The following is a 16,676-nucleotide window of genomic DNA, read 5'->3' as shown; positions in this document are numbered from 1 at the left end:
TCGGCGACACCGCTGGCGCCGATACGCTCGCTGGCCGGGTCGCCGCGGCGTTGCCGGACGATCCCGACCTGATCCTGCTGCGTTCGCGCTCGGCCCAGCGCGAAGGCCGTGACGCCGACGCGGTCGCGCTGCTCGACTCGCTGCGTTCGCTCACGCTCGCGCCGCTGCAGGTCATGCAGGCCGCGCACCAGTTCGGCATCCTTGCCGACCGCCGCAACGAGGTGCATATCGCCGCGCCGGCGTGGCTCGAATCCCAGTCCACGCTGCCGGTGCAGATCCACGAGCAGGCACCGCTGCCCGCCACGTTCGCGCAGGCATTGGCCACAACCGCACCAGCGGCGCTCGCAAACCCGCCGATCTTCCTGGTCGGTCTGCCCGGCAGCATGGTCGAACGCGTCGCGGCGCTGCTGCACCAGCAGCCCGGCGTGAAGCTGCTGCGTGACCGCGCGTTCGCTCCCGTGCGCCGCGACGCGTTTTCCGAACCGGACTTCGCGCGCTGGAATGAAGGCATCGATGCCGCGACCGCCCAGGCCGTGCGCGACGAATGGCTCGCCCAGGCACAGCGCCTCGGCGCGGATGGGCAGGCGCGCACCGTCGACTGGCTCGTGCGCTGGGACGCGCGCTTCCTGCCGCTGATCCGCCAGGCCTTCCCGGGCGCGAGCATCGTCATTGTCGAACGCGATCCGCGCGACCTGCTGCTGAACTGGCTCGCCTACGGCTGGATGCCTGGCTTCGCCCTGCACGATCCGGTCGCCGCGGCGCGCTGGCTCAACGCGGCCCATCAGCATCTTGCAGCGTGCGACACGGTGGACGGCCTGCGCGTGCTGCGCATCAACGCGGACGCGGTGCTGGCCGATCCGGCCGGCCAGGGCGTGGCGCTGGCGCAGCTGCTGGGCCAGACCGAACTCATCGCCGGTGCGGTGCAGCGCGGCCTGGGCGGGTTGTCGATCGGCCTTGCACCGGGTCGCTGGCAAGCCTATACGGGAGTACTGGCCGCACCGTTCGCCGAACTCACGCTGCCGCGCTGACCGCCTACGCCGAGATGCCTCCCGCATGAATGCACCCGCCAGCCCGCCGCCGGTCCTGCAGGCGCAGATCACAGCGGCGCGCACCGCCGCTGCGCAGGGTCGCATTGCCGAAGCGGAGCAGCTGTTCCTGCGGGTCGTCGACGCCGAGCCGGATCTGGCCGAAGCGCTGAATTTCCTCGGCATGTGCGCGCTCGCGCGGCAGCAGACCGACCCGGCCATCGCGCTGCTGGAGCGCGCGCGCCGCGTGGCGCCGGACGATGCGGAAACCCTGAAGAATCTGGGCCAGGCTTATCGCCGCGCCGGCAGGCTGGACGCCGCCGTGGAGGAGCTGCGCGCGGCGGTCACGCGGTCGCCGGGCTATTTCCTCGCGCGTTTTCATCTGGCCGCGGTGTTGCAGCAGCTGCAGCGCGACGACGAGGCGCTGCCGGAATATTTCCGCGCGTTGCGCGAGGCACAGGAACGCGGCGAATGGCTCAGCGAGGCGAGCACTCCGCCGGGACTGCGCCAGCCCGTGCTGGCGGCAATGCGCTATGTCGATCAGGGCCGTCACGCCCTGTTCGACGGCGCCGTCGCGCCGCTGCGTGCGCGCTTCGGTGCTGAGGCGATGCGCCGCGTGGAAGCCGCGCTCGCGATCTACCTCGGCGAGCGGCCGGCGCAGTACCCCAATCCGGCGCAGCGGCCGCTGTTCCTGTTTTTTCCGGACATCGCCTCGCAGGCCTACTTCGAGCGCGCACGGTTTCCCTGGCTGGAGGCGCTCGAAGCGCAGACCGACGCGATCCGCCTCGAGCTCGTCAACCTGCTGGCCGCCGAGCAGGGCTTCGAACCGTTCCTGCGCTTTGATTCCGACGCGCGCGTCGAGGACTACTTGCGCGGCCGCGAAGGCCAGTCGGCCTGGACCGGTTTCTTCTTCTACCGTCACGGCGAGCGCCGCGAGGACAATTGCGCGCGCTGCCCGGTCACCACGGGCGTCCTCGACACGCTGCCGATCGTGCGCATCCGAGAACACGCGCCAGAAGTGCTGTTCTCGCTACTGACGCCCGGCGCGCACATCCTGCCGCATCGCGGTGTCACCAATACGCGGCTGGTCACGCATCTGCCGCTGATCGTGCCGGAGCGCTGTGCGCTGCGCGTGGGCGGCATCGACCACGTCTGGCAGGAAGGCCGCTGCGTGGTGTTCGACGACACCTACGAACACGAGGCCTGGAACCGCAGCGACCGCACGCGCGTCGTGCTGATTCTTGATACCTGGCACCCGGACCTGACCGCGCCCGAGCGCGAGGCGTTGACCGCGCTGGTTGGCGTGATCGGCGACTTCAACCAAAGGGTTGGCGTGCGCTGACGCGAAGCGACAGCATTGCCGCTGCCGCGCCTGTGCGCGCGGCGCACATCACGCTCCGCGTCGCCGGTCTCCGCCGACCGGCATTCAACCCAGCCCGTAGGACTTGCGCTTGCGGTACAGCGTCGACGCGTCGATGCCCAGGTGCTTGGCGGCGACGTCGAGCGTCGGCGTAGCGCCGAGCACGGCTTCGATGTGGGCGCGTTCCAGCTGTTCGATCGTGACCGGATCGCCGGCGCGCGGCGTGGCGCTGGCGAGGCTCGCGGCGGCGACGCCCGATGTCGCAAACGGCAGGTGCTCATAGGCGATTTCCTCGCCCGAGCACAGGATCACGGCGCGTTCGATCGCGTTCGCGAGCTCGCGCACGTTGCCGGGCCAGGAATACGCGAGCAGCGCGTTGCGCGCCGTGTCGGTGAAGCGTCGCGCGGGCCGGCGATAGCGGGCGACGAGACCCGTCAGCAGCTTGTTGGCGATGTTGAGAATGTCTTCCGGGCGTTCGCGCAGAGCCGGCACAGTCAGCGAAATCACGTTGAGGCGGTAGTACAGGTCGTTGCGGAAGGTGCCCTCGATCACGGCGGTCGCAAGGTCGCGATTGGTCGCGGCGATCAGGCGCACATCGGCCACGCGCGTGCGCGGGTCGCCGACGCGCTCGTACTCGCGGTCCTGCAGGAAGCGCAAGAATTTCGGCTGAAGCGACAACGGAAATTCGCCGATTTCATCGAGAAACAGCGTGCCGCCTTCGGCCACCTGCACGCGACCCTGGCGATGGTCGTGTGCGCCGGTGAAGGCCCCTTTGACATGGCCGAACAGTTCGCTTTCCAGCAGCTCCGCCGACAGCGACGGGCAGTTCACGGTCGCGAAAGCGGCCTTGCGCCGCATGCTCCACAAGTGGATGTTGCGAGCCAGCACGTTCTTGCCCGTGCCGCTCTCGCCGAGAATCAGCACGGTCGCGTCGGTGTCCGCCGCCTGCCGCGCCATTTCCAGCAGCCGGCTCATGGTCGGGTTGGCGCTGTCGAGCAGATCCGGCAGCGATTCGGTGCGGGAGGATTCCAGCTCGTCGATGCGCCGTTCCATGCGCCGGGCCTGGATCTGCTGCGCAACTGCGTGCAGCAGCTTCTCCGGTTCGCAGGGCTTGATCAGATAGTCGGCGGCGCCGGCGCGCATGGCGCTGACGGCGATCGCCGCGTCGGACTCGGCCGTGGCCATGATCACGCGCATCCACGGCGCCGCGGCGCGCAACTGCGGCAACAGGTCCAGACCGAATTCCTCGCCGATGTGCAGATCGAGGATGCAGACGTCGAACACGCTGCGCGCGACCGCGGCCAGCGCCGAACTCGTGTTCGGCGCGGTGTTGACCTGATAGCCCTCGTCCTCCAGGCAGAGGCGGAAGTTGCGCAGCACCGTGGCGTCGTCGTCGATCAGTAATACGCGTTCACGGGGAGTAGCGGTTTCGTTCATTGCGATCCCATGGGTAAAGCCCTTGCAGTCTGCACGGGCGCCTGGCGCTTTCCTGCAATCCGCCGCGAGGGCGGCCGCGCGAGCAAAGTCCAAGGCTATGAAATATCAGCAAAAAATTCCAGATCGAACGGTGGCACGGGGATTGACTGTATAGCTTCGACCGCGGCGGCATCGAAGTGCGACGCGGAAAGCAAGCCTAAGGAGATAACCCATGTTGCATTACGCCGTTGTGTTTTTAGTCGTCGCCCTGATCGCGGCCGTGCTGGGTTTCGGCGGTATCGCCGGCGCCGCCGCAGGCATCGCCAAGATCCTGTTCTTCGTGTTCCTGGTGCTGTTCGTGATCTCGCTGATTGCTGGCCGCCGACGCGTCTAGTCAGTAAGCAACCCCTGAACAAGCCCCGCGACCATCGCGTTTGCGTTCAGCACCCGATCTCCACAACCCGGCCATATACCTGCAGCGCAGGCATCTGGCCGCGCCGTGGACTCACGGGGGCTCCGGAATCGGAAGCGAAAAGCGCCTTGTTTGGAAGTTCCCTAAAGGTCGGCGTCCCCGAAAGGACGCCCGGTCGCATCGGATGGCGGCCCGACCACCCCGCAGAACCCAGGAGAAACCATGAGCACCACCAGCAACCTCAAAGACCTCATCGAGCTATTGAACGACGGCGAGAAGTTCTACAGCGAAGCCGCAACGAAGGTGAAGATCCCGGCCTACGCCAATCTTTTCCAGCGCATGGCGCAGCAGAAGCAGGCGATCGCGAGCGATCTTTCGGCGCGTCTGGCCTCGCATGGCGAGACCGCCCCGGAAGGCGGCACGCTGCTCGGCTCGCTGCGGAAGTTCTACGCCGACGTGCGCGCCAGCATGAGCAGCGATGCCGAGTCGATCTACGTCGCCCAGCTCGAACAGACCGAGGACCGCATCCTCGAGGCGTTCCGCGACGAGCTGACGCAGAGCGAGGACATGGAACTGCGTCGCATCGCCGAGCGCCACTATCCGGAGATCAAGCGCACCCATGACGAAATGCGCGACCTCAAGCGCCGTCTGGCTGCCTGAACGCTAACGCAATCTGATCCACATCTTCACAAGGAGCTGTCATGAACCAGGACATCATCAAGGGCAAGTGGAAGCAGGTGACCGGGCAGGCCAAGGTGCAGTGGAACAAGCTCACCGACGACGATCTCGGCGTGGCCGATGGTCATCGTGAATATCTTGTCGGCAAGCTGCAGGAACGCTACGGCTGGGCCAAGGACGAGGCCGAGAAGCAGGTAAAGGACTTCGAAAGCCGCATGTAACACACCCAAGCTCGCGTGCAGGAAGCACGCAGCGTCAAGTGGTAACACGCTGTTCCTGTCGTCGCTGCCGCGTTCCAACGGCGTGGCGCGTGGCAGGTACAGGGCGGGCCGCCGCGAGGCGGTCAGCAAGGAAGCACTATCCGGGACATGGACGTCGATTTCCCCAAGCGGACCGGTCATGTTTCACCCTTCCCCGACCGACCGGTCCAGCACCGCTGTGAAGCGGCGCAGCACGCGCCCACCCCAAGGGGCGCACGTGCGAGTCCAGAGCGGCGACGTTCCCCTGCGTCGCCGCTTTTTTTCGTGCCGAGGGCGAGTTCCTGCGGCAGCGTGTGATCAGAACCGCTGGCGATAGCTCGCGTACCAATACCGGCCCGGTACGTCGTAGTCCGCAAAGAACGAGTTGAACTGCGTCGAATAGGCCACCGGCGGATCCCGATCGAACGCATTGCGCACGCCGAGCGTGAACTTCGCATTCCATGGCGTCTGCCAGCCTGCTTCCAGATCGAAATACGTCACGCTGCCGACGCGATTCTGCGGCGCCGGCGACGCGATGCCCGAACCGTCGATGTCAATCCGCCGGTTCGGGTTCGAGCACAGTCGGTTGAGGTTGGGTTGCTCGAGGTATTCCGCAATCTCGGTGACGATGCTGCAGTCCTCGTCACCCGGCGAGAAATAGCGGGCGCCCACGGACGCGCTCCACACGTCGCGCTGCCACTGCAGGCTGAGATTGGAGCGCAGGCGCCAGACCACCGTGTAGAAACCCCCCGGCGTGCGGTTGTCGGCAACGACGTTGCCCTGCGCCAGCGTGCCATCGGACAGCAGAGTGTTTCGCGCGGGCTGGTGCAGCTCGCCGTAGTAGTCGACGTACGCGTTGTCCCAGGCGACGACGAAGTTGCCCACGTCGGTGGCGTGGCGATAGGTGATGCCGAAGTCCACACCTTCGGTCTCGAGGCCGCCCGGCAGGTTCTGCGCGTTCGCGAGCACGCTGAGCAGGCTGCCGTCGGACGCGCGCCCGATGCGTGCGCACGCGGCGGCGTCGCCGCGCTCGTAGCAGTCGGCCAGTACGGCCTCGGGCGAGCGGTTGCCGATCGCGTCGCGGATCTGGATGCGATACCAGTCGACCGTCGCTTCGAGCCCTTCGAGCCATTGCGGCGAATAGACGAAGCCGAACGAGCGCGACAGCGCGCGCTCGGGCTGCAGATTGCGGTTCGCGCCGTAGGTGACGTAGGCCTCGCCCTGCTGCACGCCGACCGGCACGCCCGCGGCCTGGCAGCGCGCCAGCGTCGCGGCCGACGGCGAATTCTCCGCCGCGCACGGATCGGGCAGTTCGCCGATGCTGTCGTAGGCGCCCGAATAGAGGTCGAACAGGCTGGGCGCGCGAAAGCCCTCGGCGATATTCGCGCGCACGAGCAGATCGTCCGCCGGCTTCCAGCGCAGGCCCAACTGCGAGTTGGTGGTACCGCCGAATTCGGAATAGTCCGAGTAGCGCGAGGCCAGCGACACGTCGAGCTGGCGCGCGAAAGGCTGGTTGTCGAGCAGCGGTAGATTGACCTCGACGAAGGCCTCGTCGACGGTGTATCTGCCCTCGGTTGCATCGTAGGTGACACCGGTGCCGTTCGCGTTGCCGCTCGCGATGACGGCGTCGGGCCGGTTGTAGCCACTCTCCTTGCGATGCTCGTAGCCGGTCGCGAGGCCGACTGGGCCGGCGGGCAGCTCGAACAGGTCGCCTTCCGCATGCACGACGAGATCACGCGTATCCGAACGCTTGCGGTTGTGCGCTGAAATGCCGACGTAGTCGAGCATGTCCGACGTGATCGCGCCAGGAGGGCCGAACAGGTTCAACGGCACGCAACCGGCTACCACCGCGCCGGGCGTGCCACAGCGCGCGACGCCGGCCGCATCGAGGAACGACGGCCCCAGCGCGAGCGCGAGACGGCTGTTGTCGGCGTACGGCGACACGAACTCGCGTTGGTCGGCGCGCGTCGCGTTGTAGTTCACGCCCCACGTGAAATCGCGGGTACCGAGTTCGAAGGCGCCGTCCAGGCCGACGCTCAGGCGCGTGGTGTCCACATCCTGTTCGAAGCGGCGCGGTCCGGCCTCGGTGAAGCGGCGCGAGCCGAAGACGATGGTCTCGCCGAACGGGTTGTAGACATTGTCCGCGGAAATGGCGACCGGATTGCCGGCGCCGTCCAGCAGGAATGGTGAGAACGACACCACCGGTTCGGCTAGCTGCTGGGACGAACGGCGTTCGTTGCGCAGCACGTTCGCGCTGAGCGCGAGCCGTGGGCTGAACTCGTAGCGTCCCCGGGCGAACAGCGCGCGACGCTCCTGCGGCGTCTGCAGATAATTCTGCACCGTGTAGTTGTAGCCGTCGGTCGCCGGATCGAGCGGACGGAAGTCGTCGATCGACGTGCCCGGGCGGCCGTCGATCAGGCGCAGGAAGCCCTGGCCGGATTCCGGAATGAAGCGCGTATACGGGGTCGTCAGCGAACCGGTCGCTTCCAGCGGCAGGCCGGAATAGGGCAGGCGCGAGATGGCGCGGTCGCGCGCGAAAATCGGTTCGTCCTTGCTGTAGGCCGCACCGGCGGCCACGTTCCATCCGTCGCCCTTGGCGCCGTAGGTCAGGTCGAAGGCGCGGCGCTGGCCGTCGTTGTAGGAATTCTCGCCGAAGTAAGCGCTGGCTTCGCCGCCGCTGTAGTCGCGCCGCGTCACGATGTTGACGACGCCGGCAATCGCGTCCGAGCCGTAGATGGCCGACGCGCCGTCGCGCAGTACCTCGACACGCTGTACCAGGGCCAGCGGAATCGCGGTCAGGTCGACGGCGCCTTCCAGTCCCGAAACCAGACGCTGTCCATCGAGCAGCACCAGCGTGCGGTTGTCGCCAAGGCTGCGCAGATTCAGGCGCGCTTCGCCGTTGCTGCCGTTGTTGATGTTGCGATTGAGGGTCTGGCCGTTGCTGGTGACGGTCTGCAGGATGTCGCCGATGTCGGTCAGTCCCGTGCGCAACAGCGCCTCGCGTTCGATGACCAGTACGGGATGCTGGGTTTCCATGTCGACACGGCGCAGATGCGAGCCGACGACGTCGACTTTCTCGAGCCTGATCGCCTCGCCGTCGACCTTGAGCTGCTGCGCGAGCGCCTGCGAGCAGGCCAGTGCCAGCAGCGGCGCGGCGACGAATACGGCGCGGAGCGGTTTCACTACCATCGAATTTCTCCCCAAGTCGACCATGTATCAAAAATTGCGCGGCCGACGGATGGTAGCCAAACGGACGACAACTAGGAAAGCCTTCGTACGAACAAAATCCTAGTAGGTCGTGTGCGCACTTCGTCGCGCCAGCCGTGCTGCGCTGCGCGAAACAGGAACGGGCGTTGGGACCGGCGAAGGGCTGCACGCGAGCTGCATTGCAGCAGTGGCCGGGCCGTGGCTGTTATCGTGAGGCGGTACCGCACCACGTCGGACCGAACGGAGTCGCCTGCCTCATGCTGAACCCGCCACAGATCATTTGCCTCGTCGTCATCGGCGTGGTCCTGCTGCTCCTGATTACCGAATGGATGCGCTCGGATCTCGTAGCCCTCGGCGCGCTCGTCGTGCTGATCGGCAGTGGGGTGCTGACGCCCGAGCAGGCGCTCAAGGGCTTCGGCAGCGAACCGGTGGTCGCGGTCATCGGTGCGTTCGTGTTGTCCGCCGCGGTGGTCAATACCGGCCTGGCCGAACGCTTCGGCAGCTGGGTCACCCGCGTCGCCGGCACGCGCATGGTCTGGGGACTGCTGGTATTGATGCTGGCCGCGGCGCTGCTGTCGGCCCTGACCCACCATCTGCTGATCACCGCGCTGATGGTGCCGATCGCGGGCACCGTGGCCGCGCGAGGCCGCTTTCCCGCCTCGCGGCTGCTGATGCCCGTGTCGCTCGCGGCGTCGATCGGCACCACGCTGACCTTGATCGGTGCCCCGGCCTTCCTGGTCGCCGACCATGTGCTGCAGGAAGCCGGGCGCGAAGGGTTCGGCATCTTCTCATTGACGCCGATCGGCATGGCGCTGGTCGGCTGCAGCCTGATCTACATGGTGCTTCCGGGCCGCTGGCTGCTGCCCGATCGCGTCGCGGGCGAAAGCAGCGCGACACGCTTTGCGCTCGAAGACTATTACACCGAGATCCTGATCCTCGACGGTGCGCCGCAGGTCGGCCTGACGCTGGCCGCACTCGCGGAGCGCTACCGCAACCGTTTCGATGTCGTCGACTGGCTGCGTGGCGGTGATCCGATCCGCCACGGCCGCGAAGATCGCGCGATCGAGGCCGGCGATGTGCTGCTGGTGCGCTCCACGCCGCAAGGTCTGGCTGACATTGCCGACGAAAAAGGCCTGGCCCTGCACGCGGTCGCCAAGTACGGTGAAAGCGGCGGCGGGGAGACGGCCGAGCAGTTCGGAGACGAGCGCCTCGCGCAACTGGTGATTGCGCCGCGCTCCTACCTGTCCGGACGCGCGCTCGGCGAAGTGGATTTCCGCGAGCGCTACGGCGTCATCGTCGTCGGGTTGTGGCGGCGGGACGGTTGGATGCGCGGCGAACTGTCCGACGTGCGTCTGCAGCCCGGTGACACGCTCGTGGTGTGGGGCGAGCCGCGGCAGCTCGACACGCTGGCGTCGCAGCGCGAATTCCTCATGGCCTTGCCGTTCCGCGCGCGGCGCCTGCGCCGTTCGCGCGTCTGGTGGGCGCTGGGCATTCTCGCCGCGAGCGTGGTCTGCGCTGCGACCGAACTGTTGCCGGTGCACGTCGCCTTCCTCAGCGGTGCGATTGGCGTGGTCATGGCGCGCTGTCTCAGCGCGGAAGAAGCCTACGCGGCGCTGGAACTGCGCGTGATCGCCTTCATCGCCGGCGCGCTGGCGCTCGGCGCGGCGCTGGAACAGACCGGCCTGACCACCCTCGCGGCCGCACATTTCGTGCCGTTGCTCGATGGCTTCTCGCCGTTCTGGATCCTGCTGCTGGTGTTCAGCGCCGGCGCCATCGTGACGCAGGTGCTGTCCGATGCCGCAACCGTCGTGCTGCTTGCGCCGATCGTCGCGCGGATGGCCGAGCCGCTGCAGCTGCAGCCCGAAGCCCTGGTCGCTAGCCTCGCGATCGGCGCCGTCGCGGCATTCCTGACCCCGCTCGGCCATCACGGCAACCTGCTGGTCTACGTGCCGGGCGGCTACCGTTTCGGCGACTTCTTTCGGGTCGGCGCACCGCTCACGGTACTGTTCGCGTTCATTACGGCCTTTGTTTCCTTGTGGCTATGGCCGGCGGTTCGATGAGCCGCGCACGGAGCGTTCGTCCCGGTGTGGCCGAAAACGCCTACGCCTGCGCCGACTGCGCCAGCGGCAGTTCGAACGCGAACACGCTGCCGCCGCCGGCGCGCGGTTCGAACCACAGATAGCCGCCCATCTGCTCGATGTCGTCGCGCGCGATGGCCAGGCCCAGGCCGGTGGAAAGACTTTCGTCCGCGTCGATGTCGACATGCGCGATGCGCGCGAAGCGCTGGAACAGCTTGGCCCGCTCCGATGCCGGGATGCCCGGGCCGCGGTCCATCACGAACACGCGCGCGTAGCCCGGCCGGTCCGAGTCCAGCTGCACGTCGATGCTGGAGCCCGGCGGCGCGTAGCGGATCGCGTTGCTGAGGAGGTTCTGCAGCACGTTGCGCAGCGCGGCCGGATCGCCTTGCGCCGCAAGCGGCCGGCCGCCGCGGACCAGGCGCACGCCGCGCGCCTCCGCCGCGGCCTGCTGCCGTGCGATCGCGCGGTCGGCGATCTGGCCGAGGTCGACCACGGCCGAATCCAGCGCGCGCACCCGCTCGATCGCGGCGCGGCGCTGCAGAAAGCGCTGCACGAACTCGATCGCCTCGTCGCAGCAGCTGACGATGTCGTCCACGAGCCCCGCATGCCGTTCTGGCGTGATGGTGGGTCGGCGCAGCATCTGCGCGGCGAACCGGATGTTGGAAATCGGATTCTTCAGGTCGTGCGCGACGATGGCGGTGACGTCGTCGCGTTCGCGCACGATCAGGCGCAGGTGTTCGGTGGCACGCTTGAGGTTCACATGGGTGCGCACGCGCGCCAGCAGTTCCTCCGCCACGAAGGGCTTGGTGATGTAGTCCACCGCGCCGAGCTCGAACGCGCGCACGAGGAATTCGCGCTCGGTCGCGGCGGTCAGGAAGATCGTCGGCACCTCGAGCAGCTTGGGATCGGCCTTGAGGCGGCGGCACAGTTCGAAGCCGTCCATGCCCGGCATCATCATGTCCAGCAGCACCAGGTCGGGCTGGCGTGCCTGCGCCCGCGCGAGCGCCTGCTCGCCCGAACTGGCCGGCATGACTTCGTAGCCGGCGTCGGACAGCATCTGTCCGAGCAGTTGGATGTTGGCGGCCTGGTCATCGACGATGAGAACCAGAGGCTCGCGCGCGGGAGCGGAAAGCGGCATCAGACGGTGTCCTGCAAATGCGCGGCTAGCTGGGCGCGCTGGTGGGGGAAATCAAGCAGCGTGGATTCGAGCGCCGCCGGGTCGAACTGCGCGGCGGCCGATTGCAGGCGGCGCGCATAGCGCTCCAGCGGTGCAGAGCCGCAGAGCCCGGAAAGCACCAGCACCTGCTCGGCCAGGCGGGTCGTTTCGCGCACCGCGAGCGAGTCGCGCACGCGCGGCCAGGTATCGTCTTCGAGCCGCTGCAGTTCCGCCAGCACCTCGGCTACGGCCTCGGGCTGCTGCGGCGCCTCGTCGGCTGGCGCCGGCGTCGGGCCGGCCTGCGGTGGCGGCAGCACGCGCAGCAGTTCGGCCATCAGCAACTCGCGCGTGATCGGCTTGCGCACGTAGCCGGTGAAGCGCTCGCGCAGTTGGGCTTCCTCATCGAGCAGGCTCGACGCCGTCACCGCGATCACCGGCGTATGCGCGAGATCGGGATCGACGCGGATCTGCTCGAGTGCCGCCGCGCCGTCGAGATGCGGCATGCGCACGTCCATCAGCACGATGGCCGGCCGGTGCACGCGCGTCAGGGCCACGGCCTGTACACCGTCCTCGGCCATGATGAGGCGATGCGGCGAACCGCGGAACAGCGCCTCGATCAGCTGCCGGTTCAAAGCCACATCGTCGGCGACGAGGATGGTCAGTGGCGGCAGCGACTGCCATTGCGCGTTCACCACGGGTGCGGCATCGACGAGTACGGCGAGTGGTACGCGCGGAAGGCGTATCTGAAAGCACGAGCCCTGGCCGGGGGTGCTGTCCACGCCGATCTCGCCGTCCATCAGGTGGGCCAGTTGCCGCGAGATTGACAGACCCAGGCCCGTGCCTTCGCGCTGGTTCGCGTCGGCTGCGGCCTGGGTGAACGGTTCGAAGATGCTTTCGAGGTCGGCGCTCGCGATGCCCACACCGCTGTCCTCGACTTCGATCAGCAGGGTCACGCGCAGCTCATCGTCGGGATCCGGCGTCGCGCTGGCGCGAATCCGCACGAATCCCTGGTCGGTGTACTTGACCGCGTTGCCGACGAGGTTGAAGAGCATCTGGCGCAGACGCGCCTGATCCAGCTCGACGCCGTCGGGCAGCGAGGCATCCACGCGCGCATCCAGACGCAGGCCCTTGTCGGCGGCAAGCTGCGAAAACACCAGCTGCGCGCTCTGGATCAGCTCGCGCACGTTCATCGGCGCCGGACGCACGTCGAGCTTGCCCGCCTCGATGCGAGAGAGGTCGAGCACGTCATTGATCAGTCCCAGCAGCGAACGGCCGCTCGTGACGATGGCATCGACGTAGCGCTTGTCCTGGGCGTCGCTGACGCGTTCCGAGAGCAACTGGCCGAAGCCGAAGATTGCATTGAGCGGCGTGCGGATCTCGTGGCTCATGTTGGCCAGGAACGCGCTCTTCTCGCGGCTGGCCCGGTCCGAGCGCTCCGCGCGCGCGCGCTGGCGGCGTTCCTGGCGCAGCGCGCTCAGATGCCGGCGCAGCAGCACCACGCCCGCAAGACTCGCGACGATGGCCAGGCCCAGCGCGGAAAAGATCGACACGTTGCGCTGTGCGATGGCCTTCTCGAGGTGGGACTGCTTCTCGGCGATCAGGCCGCGCGTATCGAGGGTCAGCTTGCCGATGGAGCGGCGGATGTCGTCCATCATCTGGCTGCCGAAGCCCGAGCGCATCAGAGTCAGCGCCTTGTCGGGTCCATCCTGGCGATACACCGCGAGTGAAGTCGCGATCTCGCCGCGCTTGTTCGCCAGTGCATTCTCGATCGCGCTGAGTTCCTCGAGTGCTTCGGGGTATTCGCGCAGGGCCTTGTCGACGGCGCGGAAATCCGACGTGATCTCGGCCTCGGCGTCACGGTAGGGCTGCAGATAGTGCTCTTCTCCGGTCAGCAGATAGCCGCGCTGGCCGGTTTCCAGATCCACGGTATGCGCCAGCAGGATCGTCAGGCGCTTGGTCGCTTCCTGCAGCTGAGTGACCTCGCGCAACGTGACGCCGAGTTGGGCACCGGTGCTCAGTGCCGCCCAGCCCACACCGAGCAGCAGCAGCAGGGTCAGCGCGAACAGCAGGAGATAGCGCTGCCAGCCGTCCCAGTCGGGCGATTCGGCGACGTTGGGCGCGAGGTCGTCGGCCAAGAACGTACTCCAGGCAGTTAGCAAGGGTCGGCGGATGAGCGCGGCGCCATGCAATGTGCATGGCTTCGACGCCGTGTAGTGGGACTAGTGCAACCCGAGAGATCTTCGTGTTCTATAAAAATCAGTAGCTTGCGTCGTTGCTGGGGCTGGCACGAAGTCTGAATCATACGACTGTACGTCACTGAACCTGATGGAGTCGTCATGAATACGAAACCGCTGTTGCTGTGTGCCAGTCTTGCCGCCGCCCTGCTGCTGAGCGCCTGCGACCGACCGGAAGATCCCGCCAAGACACGTGCTGATGTCGCCAAGGCCCAGGCCGAAGCGACTCAGAAATCCCAGGATGTACGCGCCGAGGCCAACAAGGATGTGGCCGCGGCTCAGTCCGACCTGGCCAAGACGCAGGCCGAGGCCAACAAGGACCTGAATGCGGCCGAGCGCTCGGCTGGCGATCAGCGCGCCGACGCGAACAAGGAAGTCGGCACCGCCGTGGACAAGGCGAATACCAAGATCACGAAGGAAGAAGCGGAAGTCCTGCGCACGCGGGCCAAGGCCGACTATGACGTGGCCAAGACCGACGCGGCGGCGGCGCAGAAAGTGGCCGAACAGCGTTGCGATGCGCTGACCGGCGACGCCAAGGACAGCTGTCAGTCCAAGGCGAAGGCCGACTACGACGCCGCCGTCACTGCTGCCGAAGCGCGTCGTGACGAACGTCTGCGCGAAGCCGATTCGCTGACTGCGCACGCGGGCTGATCACGCCGTCCAGTCCCGGATTCCAGATGCTGTAACAAAGCTGTTCGTCCACACCTATTCACAGGAAGATCGCCATGAAAGCCATGCTCAAGACCGTTGCCCTGTTGCTGCTCGTCGCCATCGGCACCAGCTCGCTGACCGCCTGCCATACCGTCAAGGGCGCGGGCAAGGACGTCGAAAAGGTGGGCGAGGAAATCCAGGATGCATCCGGCAAGTAACGTGTAGCGCTATCGATCGCGTCCGCTGCGCCACCTCGCAGCACGACACGGGAGCCCCGGCCAGCGATGGTCGGGGCTTTTTTTGTGGGCGATGCAGATGCGATAGCAAAGGCTCGTGTCATTCGTCCACACCATCGTGCGTCCGGTCACCGTATTCCCGTGTTCCGTCCCATCGTGTTTTCCGTTTCCCGCACGCGATCCATAGAGTCAGTGCGGGGCGCACGCGAGCGATGTTGCATCGCCAGCCACGCAACGACGGCAAGGGAGATTTCCAGGATGCGATACGCGCGGTGGGTGGTGTTGCTGGCGGCCGGCATCGGCCTTGCGCCGGCCATGGCACAGGACGTGCTCGTGCTCGCCGGTGCGAACGACAATCCCAATGCCCTGATCAATGGGGTGTTCGACGGTTCGACGGTGGCGTTCAGGCCCGAAGTGCCCAGCGGCGGCACGACGCCGGGAAACGTCAACTATCTCTACTTTGCCCAGGTGCGTGCGCACCGCTCGGCGACGCCGGGCTGCACCCGCATCGCGCAGACGAACGACGGCAACGTGACGGTCTACGCCATGGGTCCTGGCAACGCCATCGCGCCGGTGGCGGGATCGCCGTTCACGACCGGACCTGACACCGAGGCGCTGGCGTGGTCGCCCGACGGCGGAGCACTGTACGTACCGCTGTACGGCACCTCGACCGTGTTCGTATTCACGGTGACGTGCAACGGCGGCGTCGTGACCGCGACAGCCGCTGGCACGGTGGCATTGAGCGGTGTGTTCAGCCTCGTGGACGCCTGGGTCATCGGTAGCGGTCCTGGCACTCATTTGTGCCTGGCCGGGCGCACGTCGAGCACCGTCGGCTGTTTCGCGATCGACGCCACCACGCGCCTGCCGTCCACTTCGCCGGTGAACACGGTGGCCGTCGGCAGCGCGCGCGGGGTTCGTTTCGCACTGAACGGCTGCGGCATCCTCGCGGTCGGCAACGCGTTCGTGAGCCAGGGCGTCCGCGTCGACACGAAGGGTTTCCTGACACTGACCAGCACGGCGCCCAACGTGGCGCAGGCGCGCTACGGCGCGATCAGCGCGGACGGTACGCTGGCCGCCATGGGCAGCGACGACAACGGATTCAGTGTATATGCGGTCGACAGCGGCTGCGGGTTGTCGCTGGTCGGCACGGACCAGAGCGCGCCCGCGGATCCCTACGTCATGTACATGGCCTTCGATTCGCGCAACCGGCTGTATGTTGCGGACTCGCTGGAAAACCGCATCCGTGTCTTCGCGCCGACCTCGACCGCGATCGGCCCCGCAATCGCCAGCGTGCTGACCAGTCACGCGACAACGAGCGCACCGGCCGGACTGGACGTGGTCGAGCTTTCGCTGCCGGATGCGTTGTTCGCCGACGATTTCGAATAGGGCATGCTGGAGCCCGAATGCGGTCCCGTCACTGCCGGCGTCACAGCGACCGGTCGCGTCCCTCGCGCTTTTCGCGATCGGCTTCGATCGCTTCGTCCAGCGAGTGCGTTTCGTGTACGCCGCGCTCGTGCGCGGCCAGTTCACCGAGCCGGCAATAGAACGAGCGCAGAACCGCGAGCTCGGTCTCATCGAGCTCTTCGATCGCAATCAGGCGGTTGCTCGCGTGGCGATGCGAGGCCAGCAGCTCGTTGAGCTTGAGATGCAGCGCGACGCTGTCCTTGTTCTGCGACTGCTGGATCACGAACACCATGAGAAACGTGACGATCGTGGTCGCCGTATTGACCACGAGTTGCCATGTCTCGGAATAGCCGAACAGCGGACCGCTCGCGGCCCAGAGCAGGATCGCTCCGAGCGCGAGGCCAAACGCCGTCGGCGTACCGACCGCGTGCGTGATCGTGCCGGCGGCGCGGTCGAACAGCGAGCGGCGCTTGTCGCGCCGCAGGGTGCGCCCCAGGGTGGGCTGTTCCGCTGACGTGCTCACGCGATCCTCCCGATGACGGTCTACCGATGGCGGCCTACGTCTGCGCGTGGGAGACGT

Annotated in this window: 14 protein-coding genes; 9 read left to right on the top strand and 5 right to left on the bottom strand. The window is 67.0% G+C overall.

Annotation, left to right across the window (positions count from 1 at the left end; genetic code table 11):
• Both RUU78_RS17435 and RUU78_RS17430 read left to right on the top strand, forming a co-directional pair.
• Positions 1-1,028: sulfotransferase (locus tag RUU78_RS17435; protein WP_313918738.1), on the top strand; the 1,028-nt coding region annotated here is incomplete at its 5' end.
• A gap of 25 nt (positions 1,029-1,053) precedes the next feature.
• Positions 1,054-2,367 carry an aspartyl/asparaginyl beta-hydroxylase domain-containing protein gene (locus RUU78_RS17430; protein ID WP_313918737.1) on the top strand — a complete coding sequence of 438 codons (1,314 nt, stop codon included), beginning with the start codon at positions 1,054-1,056 and terminating at the stop codon, positions 2,365-2,367.
• A gap of 84 nt (positions 2,368-2,451) precedes the next feature.
• On the opposite strand, the gene RUU78_RS17425 is transcribed toward RUU78_RS17430, so the two are convergent.
• Positions 2,452-3,822 carry a sigma-54 dependent transcriptional regulator gene (locus RUU78_RS17425; RefSeq protein WP_313918736.1) on the bottom strand — a complete coding sequence of 457 codons (1,371 nt, stop codon included), beginning with the start codon at positions 3,820-3,822 and terminating at the stop codon, positions 2,452-2,454.
• 211 nt (positions 3,823-4,033) lie between these two features.
• On the opposite strand from RUU78_RS17425, the gene RUU78_RS17420 reads away from it, so the two are divergent.
• The 3 genes from RUU78_RS17420 (at position 4,034) to RUU78_RS17410 (ending at position 5,112) form a co-directional block, all read left to right on the top strand.
• On the top strand, positions 4,034-4,195 hold the full coding sequence (locus RUU78_RS17420) for a DUF1328 family protein (RefSeq protein ID WP_313918735.1): 162 nt from the start codon (positions 4,034-4,036) through the stop codon (positions 4,193-4,195).
• Positions 4,196-4,435: 240 nt separating this feature from the next.
• Positions 4,436-4,873: a PA2169 family four-helix-bundle protein gene (locus RUU78_RS17415; RefSeq protein ID WP_313918734.1), complete on the top strand. Its 438-nt coding sequence runs from the start codon at positions 4,436-4,438 to the stop codon at positions 4,871-4,873.
• Positions 4,874-4,914: 41 nt separating this feature from the next.
• A complete protein-coding gene (locus RUU78_RS17410; protein ID WP_313918733.1) occupies positions 4,915-5,112 on the top strand; it encodes a CsbD family protein in 198 nt (65 codons plus the stop codon).
• Between the two features lie 336 nt (positions 5,113-5,448).
• On the opposite strand, the gene RUU78_RS17405 is transcribed toward RUU78_RS17410, so the two are convergent.
• The gene (locus RUU78_RS17405; RefSeq protein ID WP_313918732.1) at positions 5,449-8,313 is read right to left on the bottom strand and encodes a TonB-dependent receptor; all 2,865 of its coding nucleotides are present in this window, start codon (positions 8,311-8,313) and stop codon (positions 5,449-5,451) included.
• A 281-nt stretch (positions 8,314-8,594) separates the two neighbouring features.
• Here RUU78_RS17405 and RUU78_RS17400 point away from each other — a divergent pair, with 281 nt between their 5' ends.
• On the top strand, positions 8,595-10,397 hold the full coding sequence (locus tag RUU78_RS17400) for an SLC13 family permease (protein ID WP_313918731.1): 1,803 nt from the start codon (positions 8,595-8,597) through the stop codon (positions 10,395-10,397).
• Positions 10,398-10,437: 40 nt separating this feature from the next.
• Here RUU78_RS17400 and RUU78_RS17395 read toward each other — a convergent pair whose 3' ends face one another.
• Both RUU78_RS17395 and RUU78_RS17390 read right to left on the bottom strand, forming a co-directional pair.
• Entirely contained in the window at positions 10,438-11,553 is a 1,116-nt protein-coding gene (locus tag RUU78_RS17395) for a hybrid sensor histidine kinase/response regulator (RefSeq protein WP_313918730.1), read from the bottom strand.
• Positions 11,553-13,706 carry an ATP-binding protein gene (locus RUU78_RS17390; RefSeq protein ID WP_313918729.1) on the bottom strand — a complete coding sequence of 718 codons (2,154 nt, stop codon included), beginning with the start codon at positions 13,704-13,706 and terminating at the stop codon, positions 11,553-11,555. Before RUU78_RS17390 ends, RUU78_RS17395 begins: the two co-directional genes overlap by 1 nt.
• 201 nt (positions 13,707-13,907) lie before the next feature.
• Here RUU78_RS17390 and RUU78_RS17385 point away from each other — a divergent pair, with 201 nt between their 5' ends.
• The 3 genes from RUU78_RS17385 (at position 13,908) to RUU78_RS17375 (ending at position 16,078) form a co-directional block, all read left to right on the top strand.
• Positions 13,908-14,456: a hypothetical protein gene (locus tag RUU78_RS17385; RefSeq protein WP_313918728.1), complete on the top strand. Its 549-nt coding sequence runs from the start codon at positions 13,908-13,910 to the stop codon at positions 14,454-14,456.
• 74 nt (positions 14,457-14,530) lie between these two features.
• Positions 14,531-14,674 (top strand): entericidin A/B family lipoprotein, encoded by a 144-nt coding sequence (locus RUU78_RS17380; RefSeq protein ID WP_313918727.1) that lies wholly within the window; start codon positions 14,531-14,533, stop codon positions 14,672-14,674.
• A 276-nt stretch (positions 14,675-14,950) separates the two neighbouring features.
• Entirely contained in the window at positions 14,951-16,078 is a 1,128-nt protein-coding gene (locus tag RUU78_RS17375) for a hypothetical protein (protein ID WP_313918726.1), read from the top strand.
• 40 nt (positions 16,079-16,118) lie between these two features.
• On the opposite strand, the gene RUU78_RS17370 is transcribed toward RUU78_RS17375, so the two are convergent.
• Positions 16,119-16,619 carry a low affinity iron permease family protein gene (locus RUU78_RS17370; protein WP_313918725.1) on the bottom strand — a complete coding sequence of 167 codons (501 nt, stop codon included), beginning with the start codon at positions 16,617-16,619 and terminating at the stop codon, positions 16,119-16,121.
• Between the last annotated feature and the right edge of the window lie 57 nt (positions 16,620-16,676).

The sequence above is a fragment of the Tahibacter sp. genome, from assembly GCF_032229445.1.
Lineage (GTDB): Bacteria > Pseudomonadota > Gammaproteobacteria > Xanthomonadales > Rhodanobacteraceae > Tahibacter.
Note: the sequence above shows the minus strand (reverse complement) of the source record. Positions and strands in the feature narration are given on the sequence as shown.